23 protein-coding genes are annotated in these 20,472 nt (G+C 62.6%); 19 read left to right on the top strand and 4 right to left on the bottom strand.

Going from position 1 to position 20,472, the window contains the following annotated elements:
* Positions 1 to 26 precede the first annotated feature (26 nt).
* The 12 genes from fliG (at position 27) to fliR (ending at position 9,553) form a co-directional block, all read left to right on the top strand.
* Positions 27 to 1,022 carry a flagellar motor switch protein FliG gene (fliG, locus tag EIC84_RS17450; RefSeq protein ID WP_003059149.1) on the top strand — a complete coding sequence of 332 codons (996 nt, stop codon included), beginning with the start codon at positions 27 to 29 and terminating at the stop codon, positions 1,020 to 1,022.
* A complete protein-coding gene (locus tag EIC84_RS17445) occupies positions 1,015 to 1,842 on the top strand; it encodes a FliH/SctL family protein (protein WP_003065471.1) in 828 nt (275 codons plus the stop codon). Before fliG ends, EIC84_RS17445 begins: the two co-directional genes overlap by 8 nt.
* A complete protein-coding gene (gene fliI / locus EIC84_RS17440) occupies positions 1,839 to 3,227 on the top strand; it encodes a flagellar protein export ATPase FliI (RefSeq protein ID WP_003065468.1) in 1,389 nt (462 codons plus the stop codon). Before EIC84_RS17445 ends, fliI begins: the two co-directional genes overlap by 4 nt.
* Before the next feature lie 33 nt (positions 3,228 to 3,260).
* Positions 3,261 to 3,725, top strand: a complete 465-nt coding sequence (gene fliJ, locus EIC84_RS17435; protein ID WP_003065466.1) for a flagellar export protein FliJ — start codon at positions 3,261 to 3,263, stop codon at positions 3,723 to 3,725.
* Between the two features lie 2 nt (positions 3,726 to 3,727).
* Positions 3,728 to 5,044 (top strand): flagellar hook-length control protein FliK, encoded by a 1,317-nt coding sequence (locus EIC84_RS17430; RefSeq protein ID WP_003065463.1) that lies wholly within the window; start codon positions 3,728 to 3,730, stop codon positions 5,042 to 5,044.
* A 189-nt stretch (positions 5,045 to 5,233) separates the two neighbouring features.
* Positions 5,234 to 5,788, top strand: coding sequence for a flagellar basal body-associated protein FliL (fliL, locus tag EIC84_RS17425; protein ID WP_003065461.1), 555 nt, complete (start codon positions 5,234 to 5,236; stop codon positions 5,786 to 5,788).
* 15 nt (positions 5,789 to 5,803) lie between these two features.
* The gene (gene fliM, locus EIC84_RS17420; protein ID WP_003065459.1) at positions 5,804 to 6,808 is read left to right on the top strand and encodes a flagellar motor switch protein FliM; all 1,005 of its coding nucleotides are present in this window, start codon (positions 5,804 to 5,806) and stop codon (positions 6,806 to 6,808) included.
* Positions 6,798 to 7,232 carry a flagellar motor switch protein FliN gene (gene fliN / locus EIC84_RS17415; protein ID WP_003059131.1) on the top strand — a complete coding sequence of 145 codons (435 nt, stop codon included), beginning with the start codon at positions 6,798 to 6,800 and terminating at the stop codon, positions 7,230 to 7,232. The genes fliM and fliN overlap by 11 nt, the downstream gene beginning before the upstream one ends.
* Before the next feature lie 34 nt (positions 7,233 to 7,266).
* Positions 7,267 to 7,656, top strand: a complete 390-nt coding sequence (locus tag EIC84_RS17410; RefSeq protein ID WP_003065457.1) for a flagellar biosynthetic protein FliO — start codon at positions 7,267 to 7,269, stop codon at positions 7,654 to 7,656.
* A complete protein-coding gene (fliP, locus tag EIC84_RS17405) occupies positions 7,649 to 8,398 on the top strand; it encodes a flagellar type III secretion system pore protein FliP (RefSeq protein ID WP_003065455.1) in 750 nt (249 codons plus the stop codon). The genes EIC84_RS17410 and fliP overlap by 8 nt, the downstream gene beginning before the upstream one ends.
* A gap of 124 nt (positions 8,399 to 8,522) precedes the next feature.
* Complete coding sequence (fliQ, locus tag EIC84_RS17400) at positions 8,523 to 8,792, top strand: flagellar biosynthesis protein FliQ (RefSeq protein ID WP_003059126.1); 270 nt, start codon at positions 8,523 to 8,525, stop codon at positions 8,790 to 8,792.
* Positions 8,789 to 9,553, top strand: a complete 765-nt coding sequence (gene fliR, locus EIC84_RS17395; RefSeq protein WP_003065453.1) for a flagellar biosynthetic protein FliR — start codon at positions 8,789 to 8,791, stop codon at positions 9,551 to 9,553. The genes fliQ and fliR overlap by 4 nt, the downstream gene beginning before the upstream one ends.
* Positions 9,554 to 9,677: 124 nt before the next feature.
* On the opposite strand, the gene EIC84_RS17390 is transcribed toward fliR, so the two are convergent.
* Positions 9,678 to 10,316 (bottom strand): response regulator transcription factor, encoded by a 639-nt coding sequence (locus EIC84_RS17390; protein WP_003065450.1) that lies wholly within the window; start codon positions 10,314 to 10,316, stop codon positions 9,678 to 9,680.
* A 55-nt stretch (positions 10,317 to 10,371) separates the two neighbouring features.
* Positions 10,372 to 11,493 (bottom strand): ATP-binding protein, encoded by a 1,122-nt coding sequence (locus tag EIC84_RS17385; protein WP_003065448.1) that lies wholly within the window; start codon positions 11,491 to 11,493, stop codon positions 10,372 to 10,374.
* Positions 11,494 to 11,605: 112 nt separating this feature from the next.
* Here EIC84_RS17385 and EIC84_RS17380 point away from each other — a divergent pair, with 112 nt between their 5' ends.
* From EIC84_RS17380 to EIC84_RS17350, 7 genes are read left to right on the top strand one after another with little or no spacing between them, the layout of a single operon-like run.
* Positions 11,606 to 12,055: a hypothetical protein gene (locus EIC84_RS17380; RefSeq protein WP_003065446.1), complete on the top strand. Its 450-nt coding sequence runs from the start codon at positions 11,606 to 11,608 to the stop codon at positions 12,053 to 12,055.
* Positions 12,056 to 12,097: 42 nt separating this feature from the next.
* Positions 12,098 to 12,460, top strand: a complete 363-nt coding sequence (locus tag EIC84_RS17375; protein ID WP_003059121.1) for a response regulator — start codon at positions 12,098 to 12,100, stop codon at positions 12,458 to 12,460.
* 32 nt (positions 12,461 to 12,492) lie between these two features.
* Positions 12,493 to 14,697 (top strand): chemotaxis protein CheW, encoded by a 2,205-nt coding sequence (locus EIC84_RS17370; protein WP_003065444.1) that lies wholly within the window; start codon positions 12,493 to 12,495, stop codon positions 14,695 to 14,697.
* Between the two features lie 50 nt (positions 14,698 to 14,747).
* Positions 14,748 to 15,236, top strand: a complete 489-nt coding sequence (locus EIC84_RS17365) for a chemotaxis protein CheW (protein WP_003065442.1) — start codon at positions 14,748 to 14,750, stop codon at positions 15,234 to 15,236.
* A 17-nt stretch (positions 15,237 to 15,253) separates the two neighbouring features.
* Entirely contained in the window at positions 15,254 to 16,168 is a 915-nt protein-coding gene (locus EIC84_RS17360; RefSeq protein WP_003065440.1) for a CheR family methyltransferase, read from the top strand.
* Positions 16,169 to 16,192: 24 nt separating this feature from the next.
* Positions 16,193 to 16,924 (top strand): chemoreceptor glutamine deamidase CheD, encoded by a 732-nt coding sequence (gene cheD / locus EIC84_RS17355; RefSeq protein WP_003065438.1) that lies wholly within the window; start codon positions 16,193 to 16,195, stop codon positions 16,922 to 16,924.
* Positions 16,925 to 16,937: 13 nt separating this feature from the next.
* Positions 16,938 to 18,053, top strand: a complete 1,116-nt coding sequence (locus EIC84_RS17350; protein WP_202795911.1) for a chemotaxis response regulator protein-glutamate methylesterase — start codon at positions 16,938 to 16,940, stop codon at positions 18,051 to 18,053.
* Positions 18,054 to 18,164: 111 nt separating this feature from the next.
* Here EIC84_RS17350 and EIC84_RS17345 read toward each other — a convergent pair whose 3' ends face one another.
* Together EIC84_RS17345 and EIC84_RS26210 are read right to left on the bottom strand one after the other, a co-directional pair.
* Positions 18,165 to 20,051, bottom strand: coding sequence for an ATP-binding cassette domain-containing protein (locus tag EIC84_RS17345; protein ID WP_034362085.1), 1,887 nt, complete (start codon positions 20,049 to 20,051; stop codon positions 18,165 to 18,167).
* 65 nt (positions 20,052 to 20,116) lie between these two features.
* Positions 20,117 to 20,472, bottom strand: a 356-nt coding sequence (locus EIC84_RS26210) for a hypothetical protein (protein ID WP_205699879.1), incomplete at its 5' end; no start/stop codon positions are given.

Below are 20,472 nucleotides of genomic sequence, written 5' to 3'. Positions count from 1 at the left end.
TGAATAACTAGTAGAGAGTTTTGAATATGGACGATAGAGGTCTGAACGACGCTGCCATCTTGCTGGTCTCCCTCGGTGAGGAAGAGGCGGCCGAGGTGTTCAAGCACCTCACGCCCAAGGAAGTGCAGAAGCTGGGCGAAACGATTGCCCGCATGCGTGGCGTGACGCGTGAAAAGGTGGATTTCGTGATCGACCGCTTCACCAGCGATGCCGCGTCGCAGAGTCTGCTGGTGGACGATGCCAGCGACTATGTGCGCTCGGTGCTCAAGCGTGCCCTGGGCGATGACAAGGCGGCGTTGTTGATCGACCGCATCATGCAGGGCGGCGATATCTCGGGCATTGAAAGCCTGAAGTGGATGGATCCGCTGTCGGTGGCCGAGCTGCTGCGCGGCGAGCATCCGCAGATCGTGGCTGCGATTCTGGTGCACCTGGAGTATGAGCAGGCTGCGGCCGTGCTGATGCAGTTCCCCGATCGGGCACGCAGCGAGGTCATGCTGCGCGTGGCCACGCTGGAAGGCATTCAGCCCACGGCGCTCAAGGATTTGAACGAAGTGCTGTTCAAGGTGCTGGCGGGTGGCGACAAGGTGCGCAAGACCTCGCTGGGCGGCGTCAAGACAGCGGCCGAAATGCTCAACCAGATGGGCGGCAATGCCGATGTGGCGGTGCTCGATACCATCCGCAACTACGACCCCGAGCTGGCGCAGAAGATCATGGACAAGATGTTCGTCTTCGACGATCTGGTCAAGCTCGACGATCGTTCGGTGCAGCTGGTGCTGCGCGAGGTGGTGTCCGAGACGCTGATCGTGGCGCTCAAGGGCGGCTCCATGGAAGTGCGCGACAAGATCCTGGCCAATATGTCCATGCGTGCGGCCGAGTCGCTGCGCGAGGACCTGGAAGGCCGTGGCCCCATGCGTCTGTCCGAAGTGGAAGCCCAGCAGAAGGAAATCCTCAAGGTCGTGCGTCGTCTGGTCGAGGAAGGCCAGGTAACCATCGGCAGCGGTCCGGAGGACAGCTATGTCTAAGGGCCAGCCTCCGCGCTCGCACTCGCGCTTTATCCCGCAGGAAGAGATCGACGACAGCACCGTGGTGCAATGGCGCTTCGGCACGGTGGATGCGCAGAGCGGTGGCGTCTTCGCGCCAGCACAGCAAGCGGCCTTCATACCGGCGGGAGTAGAGCATTTCAACGGCTTTTCCCCCTCGATTGCCCATCAACCGCAGGCGCAGCCCGAGGTGCAGGCTGTGGAGCCGGCGGAGCCAGCTGCCCCGGCTTTCGACGAGGAGCAACTGCAGCAGATGCTGGAGCAGGCACGAGCCGAGGGTCATGCACAGGGCCTGGCCGAAGGCCGCACCCAGACCCAGCAGCAATGGCAGCAGCATCTGGACGACCATATCAACGGTGCGGGCCGCGAGAGTGCGCAGCGTGTCGATGGCGTGTTGCAGGGCCTGGAAGACAACTTCAAGCAGCTGCAGTCGGGCATGGCCCAGGAGCTGCTGAACCTGGCCTGCGACATCGCACGTCAGGTGGTCCGCCAGGAGCTGCGCAGCCAGCCACAGGCCTTGCTGCCCGTGATTCGCGAAGCACTGGACATGCTGGTCGAGGAGAGTCGCCCGGTGACCGTGCGTCTGAACCCCGCAGACTTCGAGCTGCTCGACGAAGCCCTGCGTGCCGAGCATGGTGCGCACAGCCGCATCCAGTGGCTGGGCGATGCCTCGATTGCCCCCGGCGATGTCAAGGTGGAGTCGGGCGGTGCCGAGATCGACGGCGGTCTGGACAAGCGCTGGCGCCGTGCCGTAGCGGCTCTGGGCCTGGTCTCCACCTGGTATGACGGAGACAAGGCATGAACCCCTGGCAACAGTTCATGAGCCAGGCACGCGCACGCTATGCCGAGCCTGTGCCGCTGGAGTGCCAGGGCCGTCTGACCCGGTTGACCGGCATGGTGCTGGAGGCTTCCGGGCTGCGCGTGCCCGTGGGGGCGCAATGCCATATTCATCAGCATGGGCAGGAGCCTGTGCTGGCCGAGGTGGTCGGCTTTGCCGGCGAGCGCGCTTTTCTGATGCCTGCGGGCGATATTCAGGGTTTGTCCAGCGGTGCCATGGTGACGCCGGCAGCCCCCTTTGTTCCCGTGCCCCAGCTGGGCGTGATGGAGACCGAGAAGGTCAGCCAGACCGTGGGCGTGCTGCGCCTGCCCATGGGGGATGGCTTGCTGGGGCGGGTGGTGGATTCGCAAGGCATTCCACTGGACCATGCGGGCGAGCTGGGCAGCGTGGTGCCCGAGGTGCTGGATCGCAACCCCATCAACGCCATGGACCGGGACCCCGTGCGCGAGTCGCTGGATACCGGTGTCAAGGCGCTGAACGCGCTGCTGACCGTGGGTCGCGGCCAGCGTCTGGGCCTGTTTGCCGGCTCGGGTGTGGGCAAGTCCGTTCTGCTGGGCATGATGGCGCGCTACACCCAGGCCGATGTGATCGTGGTGGGTCTGATCGGCGAGCGTGGCCGTGAGGTCAAGGAGTTCGTCGAGGACATTCTGGGCGCCCAGGACCGCAGCCGTGCTGTGGTCGTGGCCGCTCCCGCCGATGCGCCGCCGCTGCTGCGCATGCAGGGCGCCAGCTACGCCACGGCAATCGCCGAGCATTTCCGCGACAAGGGCAAGCATGTGCTGCTGCTCATGGATTCCTTGACCCGCTATGCCATGGCCCAGCGCGAAATCGCCCTGGCCATCGGCGAGCCGCCGGCCACCAAGGGCTATCCGCCATCGTGCTTTGCCAAGCTGCCAGCGCTGGTGGAGCGCAGTGGCAACGGCCTGCACGGCGTGGGCTCGATCACGGCCTTCTACACCGTGCTGTCCGAGGGCGACGATCAGCAGGATCCGATTGCCGATGCGGCCCGCGCCATTCTCGACGGTCACGTCGTGCTCTCGCGGGCTTTGGCCGAGACCGGGCATTACCCGGCCATCGATATCGAGCAGTCGGCGTCTCGCGTCATGCACAACGTGGTCTCGCGCGAGCATTTCGAGCTGGCGCGTCGCTTTCGCGCCGTCTATTCGCGCTACCAGAAGGGACGCGATCTGGTGCAGGTCGGCGCCTATGTCCCAGGCTCCGATCCGCAGCTGGACGAGGCGATTGCGCTGCAGCCCGCCATGACCGGATTTCTGCAGCAAAGCATGTTTGAAAGCTCCAGCATGGAGCAAAGCCTGGCCGGCATGGCGCAAGCCATGCAGCGGGGCTGAGCATCAACGGGTTAGCCAGAGGGAGAGTCGCAGATGTCGTCCTTGAATGCCTTGAACGTCGCCATTGAAGCCGCAGAGCGCAAGCGTGACGCGGCCCGCACCGCCATGCAGGAGCGCCAGCGTGCCCAGCAGGCAGCGCAGGCCCAGATGGATCAACTGCAGGGCTACGTCCTGGAGATGCAGGCGCGCTGGGGGGCCCAGGAAGGGCTGGCCGTGCAGCCCGAGGTCATGCATCACCAGTATCAGTTCATGGAGCGTCTGCAGCACGCCATCGGCTTGCAGACCCGTGTGGTGGCGGACCAGGACATTCGGCTGGAGACCGCACGTCAGGCCCTGCTGGCGGCAGAGTTGCGCGTGACCAGCCTGCAGAAGGTGGTGCAGGCCCGCGGCCGTGATGTGGCACTGGCCCAGATGCGGCGCGAGCAAAAAGATACCGACGAGCGCGCCACCATGGCATTTTTTCGACGCAGCTTCGGCCTGCAACTTCAGGAGGCCTGAGCATGGCGGAAACCAGAATTGATGGGCCGCGCGGCGGCGAATCGCGCACCGGCAAGGCCATGGCGCAGTCCATGAGCTCGGCCAAAAGTGCTGCGGCTGCGGCAGGCGAGCCCGGCCAGGGCTTTTCATCGCTGCTGGCTTCGCTGGACGGATTCGTGACTGCAGGCCTGCCGCAGGCGGCGCAGCAGCCTGCCGAGACATCGGACGCGAAGCTGGCGCCAGGCGAGCAGGATGCGCTGCTGATCGCTCAAGGTCATGCTCCGTGGATGAGTCTGGTCGGACAGACCGCGCAGCTGGACGGGCAGGGTGATGCCGATCTGCGCCAGGGCGTGGCCACCGACTTTCTTTCAGGCAGAGGCCATGCCGCGCAACTGGCCCATCGCCAGGCTTTGCAGCTTGGGTCCGGGGAGGCCCATGCCGCATTCATGGGCAAGGATTTTCAATCAAATCAAACCCAAACGTATACGACGCAACCGCAAGCAGCTATTAATTCTGATGCGGCTGTCTTGCAGCCGCAGCAGGACGTAGCCGCGCAGGGGCAGGACAGCGGACACAGCGCGCTGGCTTCGGCGGCGGAAGAGGTGCCTGCTACGCGCCTTGAGTCTGCTGTGCACAAGGCGCAGGCATTGCCGCAGCAAGGCATCAGCCTGCAGGGCATGACAGCCGTGCAGCCGCAGGCCCTGGAAGGTCTCAAGGATTTGCTGCGTGCGGCTCGCTCGCCCCAGCAGGATGAAGCTGCGCCACAGGGCAAGACGGCGGCAGTGCAGGGCGGGGCCGACCTGCAGGCCGTAGCGGCTGCCGTCGGGGCAGCCATGGGGGCGGCGAGCGCAGGCATGCAGGGCGGCGGTCAGAACAGCTCCGACTTCGGCCAAAGCCTGGCGGGGCAGGATGCCGCACCTACAGAGCGTGAGCAGGAAGTGTCCGAGCAGGTGGCCTTCTGGGTGCATCAGAAAACGCAGAATGCCGCGCTGTCGATCCAGCATGAGGGCAAGGCTATCCAGGTCCAGGTGCAGCTGAACGGCCAGGAGGCTCATGTGCGCTTTGCCGCAGGCGATGAGCAGGCACGCCAGCTGCTGGCCGACGGTCAGGCTCAGCTGCGCGAGCTTTTGCAGGCCCAGGGGCTGAATCTGAGCGGCGTCAGCGTGGATGCGGGCGGTGCCGATGCCCGGTCCGGGGACGACAGCCAGGGCGAGGAAGCCCAGCGCGGCCAGGCCAGGGTGGCCCGGGTCTCGGTCAATGCTGCCGAGCTGCCCATGAGTGCGGCCAGCGCACGCAATGGCGCGCAGCCAGTGCAGTCCGGCGTGGACCTTTTCGTGTAAATGATCGGTGCCGGCTCACGGAAACGGTGAGCCGGACATGGTGCGAAACCCGGAATGAAGCCGGGTTTCGCGCTTTTATTCGGGCAATGGTCTGCAGGGCGGGCGGCGAATAATTCAGGCGTGGATCTTCCGTGTCGCGGCAATGGCTGCGGAATGGATGCAGTCCCCCACTCTTGAGGAATACCCGCCGTGTCAGCCAATCCCAATGCCGCCCCTGTCGCACCTGCTCCTGCCAAAAGCAAGAAGCTGATCGTCATCGTGGCCATCGTTGCCGTGCTGGCCATCGTGGCTGCCGCGGCTTATGTGCTGATGATGCAGCGCCAGCACAGCAGCGCCGATGGCGAAGAAGAGGTCAGTGCCAAAGCCACAGTGCCCACTTTCCTGCCACTGGACAATATGGTGGCCAACCTGGCCGACCCCGGCGGCGATCGTTTTGTGCAGCTGGGCATCACGCTGGAGCTGGCCGACGAGAAGACGGCTTCCACCGTCAAGCAATACCTGCCCAGCATCCGCAACGGCATTCTGATGCTGGTGTCCCAGCGCACGGCCGACGAGCTGCTGGCGCGCGAGGGCAAGGAAAAGCTGGCCGCCGACATTCTGACCGAGGTCTCGGCACCGCTGGGCTTCGGCCCGAGCGCCAAGAAGCGCTCGCGCGACGATGAGGACGCCGACGAAGACAGCCCGCGTGCCAATCGCAAGGGGCCTGTGCGTCGCGTGCTGTTCTCCAGCTTCATCATTCAGTAAGCAGGGAGGGAGTGCATGAGCGATTCTTTTCTCTCCCAGGAAGAGGTTGATGCCCTTCTTGAAGGCGTTACCGGCGAAAGCCAGCGCTCCGAAGTGGTGGAGGTCGATCTCGGCCAGGTCCGCAGCTACGACATCTCCAGCCAGGAACGCATCGTGCGTGGGCGCATGCCCACCATGGAAATTGTCAACGAGCGCTTTGCCCGCAACTTCCGCATCGGCCTATTCAACTTCATCCGCCGCAGCCCCGAGGTTTCCGTCGGCACGGTGACGGTGCAGCGCTACAGCGCCTTCCTGCGCGAGCTGGCTGTTCCGACCAATTTCAACATCATGGCCATTCGCCCGCTGCGCGGCAATGGCCTGATCGTCTGCGATCCCTCGCTGGTGTTCGGCGTGATCGACACGCTGTACGGCGGCACGGGTCGCCTGCAGACCCGCATCGAGGGGCGCGACTTCTCGACCACCGAGCAGCGCGTGATCAATCGCATGGTCAATGTGATCTGCGAGGAATACAAAAAAGCCTGGCACGGCATCTATCCGCTGGAGCTGGCCTATCAGCGCTCGGAAATGCAGCCGCAGTTCGCCAATATCGCCACGCCCAGCGAAATCGTGGTCTCCACGGCTTTTCAGCTGGAGATCGGCGATATCTCTGGTTCCATCCACATCTGCATGCCTTATGCGACGTTGGAGCCGATTCGCGATGTGCTGTATTCGTCGACTCAGGGCGATGCCATCGAAGTGGACCGCCGCTGGGTCAAGGTGCTGACGCGGGAGATTCAGGCCGCCGAGGTCACGCTGGTGGCCGAGCTGGCCCGCGCCGATGCCACGGTGGAGCAGCTGCTGGCCATGCGCCCGGGTGACTTTATCGAGCTCGACCGCGAGCCGCTGATTCGCGCCTCCATCGGTGGGGTGCCGGTTTTCGAGTGCCAGTACGGCACGCACAACGACAAATATGCAATCCGCGTGGAACGCAGCCTGCGCGGCGGCGAGACCAGCTGGATGGGAGAGAAGCATGGCAATTGACGACAACAACAAGCCCGCGGGTGACGATCCGTTCTCCGGCTGGGCCGAGGCGCTGGAAGAGCAGCGTCAGCATGACCAGGCCGTCGAAGGCCCCGATCTGTCCGACCAGGGCGGGCCGCTGGCGGGTGATGCCGCACGCAGCTATGGCGATGTGCCAGTACACGATATCAACATGGTGCTGGACATTCCGGTTCAGCTGTCCGTGGAGCTGGGCCGCACCAAAGTGCCCATCAAATACATTCTGCAACTGGCCCAGGGTTCGGTGGTGGAGCTCGATGCTCTGGCCGGCGAACCCATGGACGTGCTGGTCAACGGCTACCTGATCGCCCAGGGCGAGGTGGTGGTGGTCAATGACAAGTTCGGTATCCGCCTGACGGACGTGGTGACACCGTCCGAGCGTCTGCGCCGGGTCAGCCGTGGTTGATAACGCGGCAAACTCTGCGGCAGCGGCCCCTTCCATGTGGCCCACGCTGCTGCTGGTCGTCCTGTTTGTGGCGGTCATGGCAGCATTGCCCTGGCTGGTGCGTCGTCTGCAGCAAAAAAACCTCCTGCCCCGTGGCATGGGGATGGCCCGTGGTGTCGCCTCAGCTCCGGCGCAGGTGCTGGGCACGCTGGCCATTGGCCCGCAGCAGCGGGTGGTGACCGTGCAACTGGGTGAAGGGGAGCAGGCCGTGCGCCTGGTGCTTGGTGTGACGGCGCAGCAGATCCAATGCCTGCATGTGCTGCAAGATCCGTCCGCATCTTTGCAATCCGCCCGTGCAGCCCATTCACCTGCCGTCTCATCGTTTACCGACTCGCTGATGCGCGCGCAGGCCGACGAAGCGGCCCGGAATTCTGGAAATGTCTAAATTCGTCTCTCGTGCTGCTGCCGCTGTCCTGCTGGCCATGCCCCTGATGGCCGCAGCCCAGGGCGCACCCGCCAGTCTGCCGCTGCTGGTAGGCCAGGGCGCGGGCGGCACCAGTTATTCGGTGCCCATCCAGACACTGCTGTTTTTCACGGCGCTGTCGTTCCTGCCCGCCATCTTGCTGTTGATGACGGGCTTTACCCGCATCGTCATTGTGCTGAGCCTGCTGCGCCAGGCGCTGGGCACGCAGTCCGCACCGCCCAATCAGGTGGTGATCGGTCTGTCGCTGTTTCTCACCATGTTTGTGATGGGGCCGACGCTGGACAAGGTCTATCAGGACGCCTATCTGCCCTATACGCAAAACAGCATCAGCTTCGAGCAGGCCATGGAAAAGGCCGAAGCTCCCATGCGCGGCTTCATGCTCAAGCAGACGCGCCAGTCTGACTTTGCGCTGTTCAAGCGCCTGGCCAAGCTGGATGCGAATGTCACGGCGGAAACAGCACCTCTGCGTGTGCTGGTGCCGGCCTTTGTGACCAGCGAGCTGAAAACGGCTTTTCAGATCGGCTTCATGATCTTCATTCCGTTTCTGGTCATCGACATGGTGGTGTCTTCCATCCTCATGTCGCTGGGCATGATGATGCTTTCGCCCGTGCTGGTGGCCCTGCCTTTCAAGCTCATGCTGTTTGTGCTGGCCGATGGCTGGAACCTGATCATCGGCTCTCTGGCGGCGAGCTTTGCGACATGAAATACCCCCCCTTCCCCCAAGGGGACGACACCTTCGGTGCGGGGCGGCCCTTCCTCGGTGTCTCGCACATTGAGCCGCGGCGGTTACAAGCGTATTGGATTCAGTGAATTTTTAAGAGAACGTCATGACCTCTCAGTTTGTTCTGACCTTTGGCCGCGAGGCGCTGACCCTGCTGCTCATGATCTCCATGCCTGTGCTGGGCGTGGTCATGGGCGTGGGTCTGCTGGTGAGCGTCTTTCAGGCCGTGACCCAGGTGCATGAGGCCACGCTGGCTTTTGTGCCCAAGCTCATCGCCGCCGTGCTGGTGTTTGCCGTGGCAGGGCCGTGGATGCTGTCCACGCTGGTGGATTTCATTCGTCGCACCATAGAGAGCATTCCAGGTTCGGTGGGATGATTTCCTTTAGCGAAGCGCAGATTGCCGCCTGGCTCTCGCCACTGATCTGGCCGTTTGTGCGCGTGCTGGCGCTGTTCACCACGGCGCCCGTGTTTTCTCAGAAAGCCATTCCCATGCGGCTCAAGGTGGGGCTGGCTTTTCTGGTTGCGCTTTGCGCGCAGCCGGTGCTGGGCGAGCAGACGGTGGTCAGCATTGCCTCGGCCCAGGCACTGGGCACTCTGGTGCAGCAGGTGGTGATCGGCCTGTCCGTGGGCTTTGCCGTGCGCCTGGTGATGGCGGCCATTGAAGTCGCCGGTGAAGTGATAGGTCTGCAGATGGGCCTGAACTTCGCGTCTTTCTTCGATCCGACCAGCAATGCCCAGCTCAGTGCCGTGGCGCGCTTCATGGTGCAGATCGCCACCTTGCTGTTCATCGTCATCAATGGTCATTTGCTGGTGTTGATGGCGGTTCTCAAGAGCTTTGAGGCCTTCCCCGTCGATGGCAACTTTCTGCAGGCCATCTCCCAGATGCGGATCCACGAGATGGGCAGTGCCGTCTTTGCCAGCGCTTTCTGGATTGCCCTGCCCATGATTGCCATGCTGCTCTTCGTCAACCTGGTGCTGGGCATCATCTCCCGTGTCGCGCCGCAGATGAATATCTATGCCGTGGGCTTTCCTGTCACCTTGACTGTGGGGCTGCTGGGCCTGACGGCGACTCTGCCTTTGCTGGAGCAGCCCCTGGTGGCCTTGCTCCAAAAGGGGATGGCAGTCTTCGGGGTTTAGTGCGAAGCACTATCTGTTTGATAGCCTGGTGCGCTTTATGGCAAAGGGATAAGACCGCTTTGGCCTCAAGCGAAAAAACTGACTCGATGCGGGCGCGCAAGCCAGTGATGACCCGCCGCGCGGCTCAGGGTGTATCTATCAGTCCGTTCTTGATGGCATAGGCGGTCAGCTCCGCGTTGCTGCCCATGCCCAGCTTCTCCAGCACCCGTGCCCGGTACACGCTCACCGTCTTGGGGCTGAGCATCAACTCCTGCGCAATATCGGTCTGGCGCTGACCGCTGGCAATCTTCAGCAGCGTCTGCATCTCGCGCTCGGACAAGGTTTCATGCGGCACGGGAGCGGCGGGCTGGGCCAGGCTGTCGGCCAGCATCTGGGCCACTTCGGCAGTCAGGTATTTGCGTCCGCTGTGGACGGTGCGCACGGCGTCGATCAGCAGCACCGGATCCCCCGCCTTGTTGGCATAGCCGGCTGCGCCAGCCTTGATGCTGCGCAAGGCGTACTGGTCTTCGGGATACATGGAGACCATGATGACGCGGATCTGCGGATGCGTCTCGCGCACGCTGGCCAGCACTTCCAGGCCGCTGCGGCCCGGCATATTGATGTCCAGCAGCAGCACATCGCAAGCTGCATCGCGCAGTTGCTCACGCAGTTCGGCATAGCTGCCGGCTTCTGCGGTGACGCTGATGTCCGTCGCCTCCGCCAGGGTGTCGCGTATGCCACGGCGCAAAATGGCATGGTCGTCGCACAGCACCACGTGAATCAAGGTCGCTCTCCCAGGAAGTCAGATGGCAGACCGGACAAGCGCGTGGTTGGGTGGCTCATGCCTGGATCTCTGCCAGAGGAATGGTGAGAATGATAGAGGTTCCTCGGCCGGGGTGGCTGCTCACATCCAGCCAACCTTGAATTGTTCGCGCGCGCTCACTTAGACCTCGAAGTCCGAAAGACTGAGGCTTTTTGCGATCATTCTGGCTCAGACCTACCCCGTTATCTGTTACTTCCAGTGTCAAAAAACCCTCGTGGTCGGACAAATCCAGCGTCACCTGGCTGGCTTGTGCGTATTTGCTGATATTGGTCAAGGATTCCTGTGCCGTTCGGTAGACCACCACCTGCTGCGTGGGTGCTATTTCCATATGCTCACGGCTGGTGTGCAACCGGGCTGGTATGCCGGTGCGGCGCTCAAAGTCCTGGGCCAGCCATTGCACGGCGGCCACCAGTCCCTGGTCGAGCACGGGCGGGCGCAGGTTCTGCATGATGCGCTGGCTGGCGCCCAGGGCGTGTTCCAGCATCTCCAGTGCCGATCTGGCATGCTCGCGCTGCTTGCCCTCGGGGCTGTTGCGGATCAGCCAGGCCAGATCAAACTTGACGGCAGTGAGCGAGCCGCCTATGTCGTCGTGAATCTCGCGCGAGATATTGGCGCGCTCCTGCTCGATGCTGGTGTGCAGATGTTCGGTCAGCTCGGCCAGGCGCTTTTCAGACTCGGCCAGCTGCAGTGCGGCGCGGCGGCGGGCTCGCCTCGCCTCATGGACCTCCATGGCGCGCTTGATGACATGGGGCAGGCCGTTGATTTGGTCCTTGAGCAGATAGTCGCTGATGCCCAGCCGCATGATGTCCACGGCGGCGGATTCGCCGATGGCGCCCGACAACAGCACAAAAGGAGGGGCATCGGCACGGGTCCGCACCAGGTCCCAGACGTCGAGAGCCGTGAAGCCGGGCAGATGATAGTCCGCCAGAATCAGGTCGAAATCCTGTGCCTCAAGGGCGCCCTGTACCTCCTGCAGACTGTCCACGGTCGTGAGCGTGCAGGGCAGCTGCCCGCGCTTGAGGCTCAGGCGTGCCAGAGCCTGATCTGCGACAGAGTCTTCAATATGAAGGATTTTCAAGGTCTGATTCCGGAATTGCATATCGCCAAGGACGCTATCATTGGATACATTTTGGAACATCGAGGGTAGTCGTCAAGTGTGGCCGTGCGGTCACGGGCGGGCTGCCGGGCGGTTCATTTCGTGGAGCATGGCGGCGTGGCTGTCATGATGGTTTTACGCAGTTGGAGTAACAATGCAGACAATGCAAAACCCTTCGGGTGTGCCTGCAGTTGCCGTGCCGGTGATGGTGGCTGCGGAGCTGCAGGATGCCTTGCTGGTCACACTGCGTGATCTGCAGCGTCTTGAAGGGCTGCTGGACCATGCCACGCACAATCTGCTGGAGCGCTTCGAGCAAGTCAACGGGCAATTGTCGCAGCCGGCCTTGCCCGATTCGGCTGCGCTGGCTACAGCACGTGAGTCGTTGCGGCTGGCCGTGACCGAGCTCCAGTTTCACGATATGTCATCTCAGCTGATTGCCCATATGGCACATACCTTGCAAGCCTGCGCTTTCAGGCTCGGGGCTGCCGCCATGGGCAGGGATGAGGATGAGGCGGAGTCCGCCATCAGTCTGCCAAACCTGCCCGAAAAGCCCAATCCCGTCACGCAAAGCGAGATGGATGCAGGCTCTGTGGAGCTGTTTTGAACTTCTACCCTGTTTTCCGTTGCCCGTCTGTTGGAGCTGTACATGCGATCGATTCTGGCTGTTGATGATTCCCCCTCGATGCGAAAGATGGTGTCTTTCACGTTGAGCAGTGCTGGTTTTAAGGTGGTGGAAGCCGTCGACGGTGTGGATGCGCTGGAAAAAGCACAGGCGCAAAACATCGATCTGGTGCTGGCCGACCAGAACATGCCGCGCCTTGACGGCATCGGTCTCACGCGCAAGCTCCGTGAAAACCCGAAGTTCAAGGGCACGCCCATCTTGATACTGACCACGGAATCCAGCGATCTGATGAAGCAGGCGGGCCGGGCCGCAGGTGCCACGGGCTGGCTGGTCAAGCCCTTCGATCCCAATCGATTGATCGAAGTTATTCAAAAAGTGCTGCGTTAAGCCGATAACAACGAATCACAGCAGGAAACACCATGGCGGATACACACCAGGATGGCGCAGGTTCGGGCGCAGACTTCGACCTTAGCCAGTTCTATCAAATCTTTTTCGAGGAAGCCAGCGAGAACCTCGACCAGATGGAGCAGATGCTGCTCAGCCTGGACCTTTCGGCCGCCAACGATGAAGAGCTCAACGGTATTTTCCGCTGCGCTCACTCCATCAAGGGCGGTGCGGCGACCTTCGGCTTCTCGGATGTGACCGAGCTCACGCACCGCATGGAATCCCTGCTGGACCGCCTGCGTCGCCATGAAATCACGCCCATCCCCGAGATGGTCGATGTGCTGCTGGAGTCGGCGGACGCCAGCCGCAGCCTGCTGGCACGTCACCAGTCTGGTGATGAGGGCGAACCGGTTTCCACTGCGGAACTGGTGGTGCGCATCGAGGCTCTGGCCCAGGGCCTGACCGAAATCCCCCAGGTCAACCGCAGTGCCGCGGCTGCCGAGCCTGTGCAGCCAGTTGCCGTTGTTGCCGCGGTGGTGGCGGATACGCCCGCTCAAGCTCCGGCCCCTGCGGCAGCCCAGGTGGCAGAGCCAGGCCCTGTGATCGGTACCGAGCCTCCCGAGGGTGCGCGCGAGCTGACGATCGAGATCGGCCCGCTGTCCAGGCTGGAGCTGGGCGACGCCATCAAGGAGCTGTTCCGGGATATTCCGGGTCTGGGCACGATTCAGGATCAGGTCGGCACCAAGGCCGATCACCGCCTGTTCAAGGTCAGAACGGTGTCCACCGATGACGAGCTGCGCGATCTGTTTGTCTTCCATGTCTCCAAGGAGCAGGTGCAGATCAGCGATGCCGCCCAACCGCAGAACGCAACCGAGCCCGAGGTCGAGCAGCTGGAGGCCGTGGTGGATGAAGAAGCCGCCATGCCGCCCCACAATCTGCCGGCCGAAGAAGCCTACGGTTTTTTTGCGGGAGCTCCGGGCAGCCCCGAGGCTCAGCAAAATCAGGAGCATGCCGTGATTGGCGGCGCTGGGGGCACGGTGCAGAAGGCCGCACCCAAGGCTGCCGCTGCGCATATGGAGTCCACCAGCATCCGCGTGGATGTGAAGAAGGTGGACCAGCTCATCAATCTGGTGGGCGAGCTGGTCATCACCCAGGCCATGCTGGCGCAGAACAGCCAGGGGCTGGACCCGACGACCTATCAGCAGTTGCTGGCCGGCCTGGCCGATCTGGATCGCAACACGCGCGACCTGCAAGAGTCCGTGATGTCGATCCGCATGATTCCCATGTCCACGGTTTTCAGCCGCTTCCCGCGCATGCTGCGCGACCTGGCGGGCAAGCTGGGCAAGAAGATCGATCTGGTTACGCTCGGCGAAGCCACCGAGCTGGACAAGGGCCTGGTCGAAAAGATCACCGATCCGCTGACCCATCTGGTGCGCAACAGCGTGGACCACGGCATCGAGATGCCCGAGGACCGCATCGCTGCGGGCAAGTCCGAGCATGGCACGCTGACGCTGGCGGCATCCCATCAGGGCGGCTCCATCGTCATCGAGGTGCGCGACGACGGCAAGGGCATGAATCGCGAGAGGATTCTGAACAAGGCGCGCGAGCGCGGCATGGATGTCTCCGACAGCATGCCCGACAGCGATGTCTGGCAGCTGATCTTCGCGCCCGGCTTCTCCACGGCCGATGTGGTTACCGATGTCTCGGGTCGCGGCGTGGGCATGGATGTGGTCAAGCGAAACATCACCTCGCTGGGCGGCACGGTGGAGATCGAGTCCGTTGCCGGCGTGGGCATGAAGGTGGCCGTGCGCCTGCCGCTGACGCTGGCCATCATGGACGGCATGTCCGTCGGGGTGGGCGAAGAGGTCTATATCCTGCCGCTGTCCTCGGTGGTCGAGTCCTTCCAGGTCAAGGCCGACGATGTCAACACCGTGGCCAATGGCACGCAGCTGGTCAAGGTGCGCGACGAATACATGCCGGTGATCGCGCTGGAGCGAACCTTCCAGGTGCCGCGCGCCGATGAAAGCCAGACCAGCAACATCATGGTGGTGGTCGAGGCCGAAGGCAGCCGCGTGGCGCTGCTGGTCGACGAGCTGCTGGGCCAGCACCAGGTGGTGGTCAAGAACCTGGAAAGCAATTACCGCAAGGTGCCCAATGTCTCGGGCGCCACCATTCTGGGCGACGGATCCGTTGCGCTGATTCTGGATACGGGCGCTCTGGTGCGCCGTACCCGCCATTGAGGCCGCTGGCCTGAGCCGTCGCCGAGCCGAACAACGCAGAGAGAGCTGACATGAACATCACCAACAAGACTGCCGAAGGCGTGGCCACCGGTGCCCGCGAATATCTGACCTTCCGCCTGGGCGAAGAGGAATACGGCATCGACATCCTCAAGGTGCAGGAAATCCGTGGCTACGAGCAGCCCACGCGCATTGCCAACGCACCCGAGTTCATCAAGGGAGTGGTCAATCTGCGCGGCACCATCGTGCCCATCGTGGACATGCGCCTGCGCTTCAACTGCTCCGAGGTGGAGTACAACGCCTTTACCGTGGTCATCATCCTGAACCTGCGCAATCGCGTGGTCGGCATTGTGGTGGACTCGGTCAGCGATGTGATGGAGCTGCCCGCCGATGCCGTGCGTCCCGCACCCGATATCGAAAGCGCCATCGACAGCGGCTGCATTCTGGGCCTGGGTTCTGTGGGGGAGCGCATGTTGATCCTGCTGGACATCGAGAAGCTCATGGGCAATGTCGACATGGGCCTGGTGGCCTCCGAAGCCTGAGTGCGCCAGAGGTCCGTGTGCTGAACCTGGGACGTAGCGCTTCATTCGCCGCCTCTCCTGCCAGGCTTGAGCAGGACGATGAGGCGCTGCCGGGCGGCATGTCCGGCCCGCTGGCGCAGGGGCGCGAGTTCGTCTGGTCCAACCGCGACTTTGCCCGTGTGCAGGCCCTGATCTACAAGCGTGCCGGCATCAGCCTGCATGACGGCAAGCATGCCATGGTCTACAGCCGTCTGTCGCGCCGCCTGCGCGAGACCGGGCACGAGAGCTTTGTCAGCTATCTGGACTGGCTGGAGAGCATCAACGACGGGCCTGAATGGCAGGAATTCGTCAATGCTCTCACCACGAATCTGACCTCGTTCTTCCGCGAGCAGCATCACTTCGACATCCTGGCCCAGCATCTGCGCAGCCATAAACCCGGCGGCAATGGCTGGAAGGTATGGTGCAGCGCGGCCTCCACGGGGGAGGAGCCTTATTCCATCCTGATGACGGCGGTGGAGAGTCTCGGTGCCTCGGCCAGCTTTCAGCTCATGGCCAGCGATATCGACTCGCGCGTACTGGATACCGCCTCGCGCGGCATCTACCGGGCAGAGAACCTCAAAGGCGTGAGCACCGAGCGGCTGCACCGCTTTTTCCTGCGCGGGCGCTCGGCCAACTCCGGCATGGTGCGCGTCAAGCCGGAGCTGCGCCGCATGGTGGACTTTCTCAACGTCAACCTGATCGCCGGAGATTGGCCGTTCCGGGAGAGCTTCGACATCGTCTTCTGCCGCAACGTGATGATTTACTTTGACGCACCGACCCAGCGTCGCGTGCTGGAGCGCATTCATCAGGTGATGCGTCCGGGCGGGCTGCTGTTTGTCGGTCATGCCGAGAACTTCAGCGATTCGCGCGATCTGTTCGCGCTCAAGGGCAAGACCGTCTATGAGCGCCAATGAAGCTGAAGGGCAGGGCTGCAAGTCATGAGGAATCTGAGCTCTCCGCTGGATCTGCCAGGTGCTGGCGCTGCCAGACCCCTGCGCGGCAACAGCTTCGTGCCCCAGGGCTATCCTGATCCGGCCATGTCGGCGCCGGTCTCATCGCTGGAGCAGCTCAAGCGCCAGCCGCGCCAGCCGGGCGAGGCCTCGTTCTTCTACTACGACCCGCACTTCCAGCTCAATTCGGCCAAGGTGTTGCCGGGCGAGTACTTTGTCTCGCGAGACGAGATGGCCATCGTCACCGTGCTGGGTTCCTGCATCGCGGCCTGTCTCTGGGATCGCTTCATGCGCATTGGCGGCATGAACCACTTCATGCTGCCCGATGGCGACAGCAGCGATGTCTCGGGGCGCTATGGTTCGTACGCCATGGAGCTGCTGATCAACGAGATGCTCAAGCTGGGCGCACGGCGCGAATCCATGCAGGCCAAGATTTTTGGTGGCGCCCAGGTCATGGCCAATTTCACGACCATGAATGTGGGCGAGCGCAACACCAGTTTTGTGACAGAGTATCTGCAAACCGAGCGCATTCCCATCGTCTCCGAGGACGTGCTGGATATCTATCCGCGCAAGGTGGTGTTTTTTCCATCCACGGGCAAGGCCATGGTCAAGCGCCTGGCACACGCCCATCCCGAGGCATTGGTGCAGCAGGAAATCACTCGCGGCAACGCGGCTGCGGTGGCGCGCAATACGGCGGGCGGCTCGGTGGATCTGTTTTGAGGAAGGTTGAGCGTTGTTAAAGCCAAAAATCCGGGTGATCGTGGTGGACGACTCTGCGCTGGTGCGCAGTCTTCTGGCCGAGATCATCAATCGCCAGCATGACATGGAGTGCATCGGCTCGGCCAATGACCCGTTGATCGCACGCGAAATGATCCGCGATCTGAACCCCGACGTCATCACGCTGGATGTGGAAATGCCCCGCATGGACGGCATCGATTTCCTCGGGCGACTCATGCGCCTGCGTCCCATGCCGGTGGTGATGATCTCCACCCTGACCGAGCGCGGTGCCGAAGTCACCATGCGCGCCCTGGAGCTGGGTGCCATCGACTTTGTGGCCAAGCCCCGCGTCGGCGTGGCCAACGGCCTGCAGGAGCTGGCCAGCCAGATCGTGGACAAGATCCGCGTGGCCGCCGTGGCCCAGGTGCACCGCCTGCCGGTGGTGCCGCACGGCGTGGCTGCGGCAGCGAGTGCGGGCGCCAAGCCTGCTGCGCCCCGCACGCCTGCGGCGCCCAGCCTGCTGGGGCGCATCTCGACCGAAAAAATCATCGCCATCGGAGCCTCCACGGGGGGGACGGAAGCGATTCGTGAGGTGCTCACGCATCTGCCGGCCGACTGTCCGGCCATCGTCATCACCCAGCACATGCCGCCGGGCTTCACCACCAGTTTTGCGGCACGGCTCAACAGCCTGTGCCAGATGACGGTCAAGGAGGCCACGCATGGCGAGCGTTTGCTGCCCGGTCACGCCTATATCGCACCTGGCGGCAAGCATTTCTCCATCACGCGCAGCGGTGCCAACTATGTGGCCGTGGTCGATGATGCGCCGCCCGTCAACCGCCACAAGCCTTCGGTGGAAGTGCTGTTCAAGTCCGTGGCCGCCAGCGCCGGGCGCAATGCCTACGGCATCATGCTCACCGGCATGGGGGCCGATGGCGCCACCGCCATGCGCGAGATGCGCGATGCCGGCAGCTACAACCTGGTGCAGGACGAGAGCACTTGCATTGTCTTCGGCATGCCCCGCGAAGCCATTGCCCATGGTGCGGCCGACGAGGTGCTGCCTCTGCCGCAGATCGCTCACGCCCTGCTGACCAAGCTGCGCGGCGGCTCGGATCAGGTGCATCACCGTATCTGAGATTGAATAAAAAGAGAGCGCCTTACGCCTTTCAGATCTTGATTTCAAGGCTTTATAAGCCTGAAGTCATTACATGACAAGCGCAAGGCGCTCTCTTATTTGATGGCCTAATTACTCAGACAACAAGGTCCAGCGCTCCAGCGCCTCCATCAGCGCCTCGTCGATCTCCGCATCGCGCTGGTGCATGGCGACGGCCTTGGCGTTGTCGCTGGCAAACAGGCTGCCGTCGGCCAGCGCTTGCTGAATCTGCTTTTGCTCGGTCTCCAGTGCGGCAATCGTAGCCGGCAGGGCTTCCAGTTCACGCTGATCCTTGTAGCTGAGCTTCTTCTTGGGGCTGGCCGCAGCGTCGGTGCGGCTTGCGACGGGCTTGGGCTCCTCCCTGGGGGCGGACTTGGCTTGCGCGGCTTCGGCCATGGCCTTGCTGCGGCGCGATTGCTCCATCCAGTCCGTCACGCCACCTTCGTATTCACGCCAGTGGCCGGGGCCTTCCCAGGCAATCGTGCTGGTGACTACGTTGTCGAGGAAAGTGCGGTCGTGGCTGACGAGAAAGACCGTGCCGTCATAGCTTTGCAGCAGGTCTTCCAGCATGTCCAGCGTCTCGATGTCCAGATCGTTGGTCGGCTCGTCCAGCACCAGGACATTGGCCGGTCGCGCAAACAAACGGGCCAGCAGCAGGCGGTTGCGCTCGCCGCCTGACAGCGATCGGACCGGGGAATGCGCACGCGCCGGAGAGAACAGAAAGTCCGCCAGATAGCTCTTGACGTGCTTTTTCTGGCTGCCGATCTCGATCCACTCGCTGCCGGGGCTGATGAAGTCTTCCAGCGTGGCATCCAGATTCACCTGATGGCGCATCTGGTCAAAGTAGGCCACCTGCAGATTGCCGCCCAGGCGAACCTGGCCGCTGTCCGGAGCTAGCTCGCCCAGGATCATCTTCAGCAGCGTTGTCTTGCCTGCGCCGTTGGGGCCCAGCAAGCCGACCTTGTCGCCACGCAAAATGGTGCCGCTGAACTTCTCGACGATCCTCTTTTCGCCAAAGGACTTGCTGACATCGGTCAGCTCGGCCACGATCTTGCCCTGATAGCCGTCGCCCTTGCCGGATGCGATATCCATATTTACGCTGCCCAGCACATCACGGCGCTGGGCGCGGCTGGCACGCAATTCCTGCAGGCGGCTGATGCGGCTCTGGCTGCGGGTGCGACGGGCTTCCACGCCCTTGCGGATCCAGACCTCTTCCTGGGCCAGCAGCTTGTCCGCCTTGGCGTTGATCACGGCCTCCTGGTTGAGCTGCTCTTCCTTTTGCAGCACGTACTGGGAGAAATTGCCCGGGTAGGTGCGCAAAACGCCCCGATCCAGTTCCACGATGCGGGTGGCGATGCGGTCCAGAAAGCTGCGGTCGTGGGTGATCGTGATCACGCTGCCCTTGAAGGCAATCAGCAGCTCTTCCAGCCACTCGATGGAGTCCAGGTCCAGGTGGTTGGTCGGCTCGTCGAGCAACAGGACATCGGGGCGGGCCACCAGAGCCTGGGCCAGCGCCACGCGCTTGCGGGTGCCGCCGGACAGACTTCCCACCACAGCGTTCGGGTCCAGATGCAGGCGCTGCAATGTTTCTTCTACGCGCTGCTCCCAGTTCCAGGCGTCATAGGCCTCGATCTGCGTCTGCAACTCGTCCAGATCCTCACCCTCGCCGCCGGCCAGGTAGCGCTCGCGAATCGCAATCACGGCCGCAATGCCGTCGGATGCCGACTCGAAGATGGTGTGCGCAGGGTTCAGGTCGGGTTCCTGCGCCACATAGGTAATGCGGACTCCGTTCTGCACCTGAAGCTGGCCGTCATCGGCCTTTGCTAGGCCGCCCAAAATCTTGAGCAGTGAAGACTTGCCGGCGCCGTTGCGGCCGATCAGGCCGACGCGCTCGCCGGTCTCCAGGGAAAAATTTGCGTGGTCCAGCAGGGCCACGTGCCCGAACGCCAATTGAGCGTCTAACAAAGTAATCAGTGCCATCGTGCCTGCATTATCGTTGGCCTCCATAGAGACAGCGGCCGTAAGGCCGCTGTCTCTATCTCTGTCTATGGACGCAGCCCAGGCAAAGACCACGCTGGCAGATGAATCTTTTGTGTCAGAAGCGGGTTGGCTAGGGTTTTTCCTATGCTATAGTTCGATTCATCGCAGCAAACGACTGCCTCGCAAAACTTCAAAAGTTCTTGCGCAGTGCCTCGGAAGTTGTGATACACTGCAAGGCTTCGCTGATCGCAGCAAGCAACGAGATTCAAGATCGGGTTTTCCGGTTTTGCACTCGGTTCCTTAAAAAAATACAGCCGATAAGCGTGGGCGTTTGAGGGCAAGCAGCCAGTTCTTCGGAACAAACTCTTCGGAGTTATCAAGCGCTCACAAAAACAGTAATGAGGAAGAATTAATTCTTCTT

Origin of the sequence: Comamonas sp. A23, assembly GCF_004522605.1 — a bacterium.
Lineage (GTDB): Bacteria > Pseudomonadota > Gammaproteobacteria > Burkholderiales > Burkholderiaceae_C > Comamonas > Comamonas thiooxydans.
Note: the sequence above shows the minus strand (reverse complement) of the source record. Positions and strands in the feature narration are given on the sequence as shown.

Bases quoted from the DNA above. Each gene is read 5' to 3' on its own strand.
- fliR (WP_003065453.1), top strand. From the start codon at position 8,789: ATGATTTCCTTTAGCGAAGCGCAGATTGCCGCCTGGCTCTCGCCACTG.
- EIC84_RS17385 (WP_003065448.1), bottom strand. From the start codon at position 11,493: ATGTTCCAAAATGTATCCAATGATAGCGTCCTTGGCGATATGCAATTC.
- EIC84_RS17375 (WP_003059121.1), top strand. From the start codon at position 12,098: ATGCGATCGATTCTGGCTGTTGATGATTCCCCCTCGATGCGAAAGATG.
- fliI (WP_003065468.1), top strand. From the start codon at position 1,839: ATGAACCCCTGGCAACAGTTCATGAGCCAGGCACGCGCACGCTATGCC.
- EIC84_RS17445 (WP_003065471.1), top strand. From the start codon at position 1,015: ATGTCTAAGGGCCAGCCTCCGCGCTCGCACTCGCGCTTTATCCCGCAG.
- EIC84_RS17365 (WP_003065442.1), top strand. From the start codon at position 14,748: ATGAACATCACCAACAAGACTGCCGAAGGCGTGGCCACCGGTGCCCGC.
- EIC84_RS17345 (WP_034362085.1), bottom strand. From the start codon at position 20,051: ATGGCACTGATTACTTTGTTAGACGCTCAATTGGCGTTCGGGCACGTG.
- fliN (WP_003059131.1), top strand. From the start codon at position 6,798: ATGGCAATTGACGACAACAACAAGCCCGCGGGTGACGATCCGTTCTCC.
- EIC84_RS17430 (WP_003065463.1), top strand. From the start codon at position 3,728: ATGGCGGAAACCAGAATTGATGGGCCGCGCGGCGGCGAATCGCGCACC.
- fliP (WP_003065455.1), top strand. From the start codon at position 7,649: ATGTCTAAATTCGTCTCTCGTGCTGCTGCCGCTGTCCTGCTGGCCATG.
- EIC84_RS17410 (WP_003065457.1), top strand. From the start codon at position 7,267: ATGTGGCCCACGCTGCTGCTGGTCGTCCTGTTTGTGGCGGTCATGGCA.
- fliJ (WP_003065466.1), top strand. From the start codon at position 3,261: ATGTCGTCCTTGAATGCCTTGAACGTCGCCATTGAAGCCGCAGAGCGC.
- fliG (WP_003059149.1), top strand. From the start codon at position 27: ATGGACGATAGAGGTCTGAACGACGCTGCCATCTTGCTGGTCTCCCTC.
- cheD (WP_003065438.1), top strand. From the start codon at position 16,193: ATGAGGAATCTGAGCTCTCCGCTGGATCTGCCAGGTGCTGGCGCTGCC.
- EIC84_RS17370 (WP_003065444.1), top strand. From the start codon at position 12,493: ATGGCGGATACACACCAGGATGGCGCAGGTTCGGGCGCAGACTTCGAC.
- EIC84_RS17380 (WP_003065446.1), top strand. From the start codon at position 11,606: ATGCAGACAATGCAAAACCCTTCGGGTGTGCCTGCAGTTGCCGTGCCG.
- fliM (WP_003065459.1), top strand. From the start codon at position 5,804: ATGAGCGATTCTTTTCTCTCCCAGGAAGAGGTTGATGCCCTTCTTGAA.
- fliQ (WP_003059126.1), top strand. From the start codon at position 8,523: ATGACCTCTCAGTTTGTTCTGACCTTTGGCCGCGAGGCGCTGACCCTG.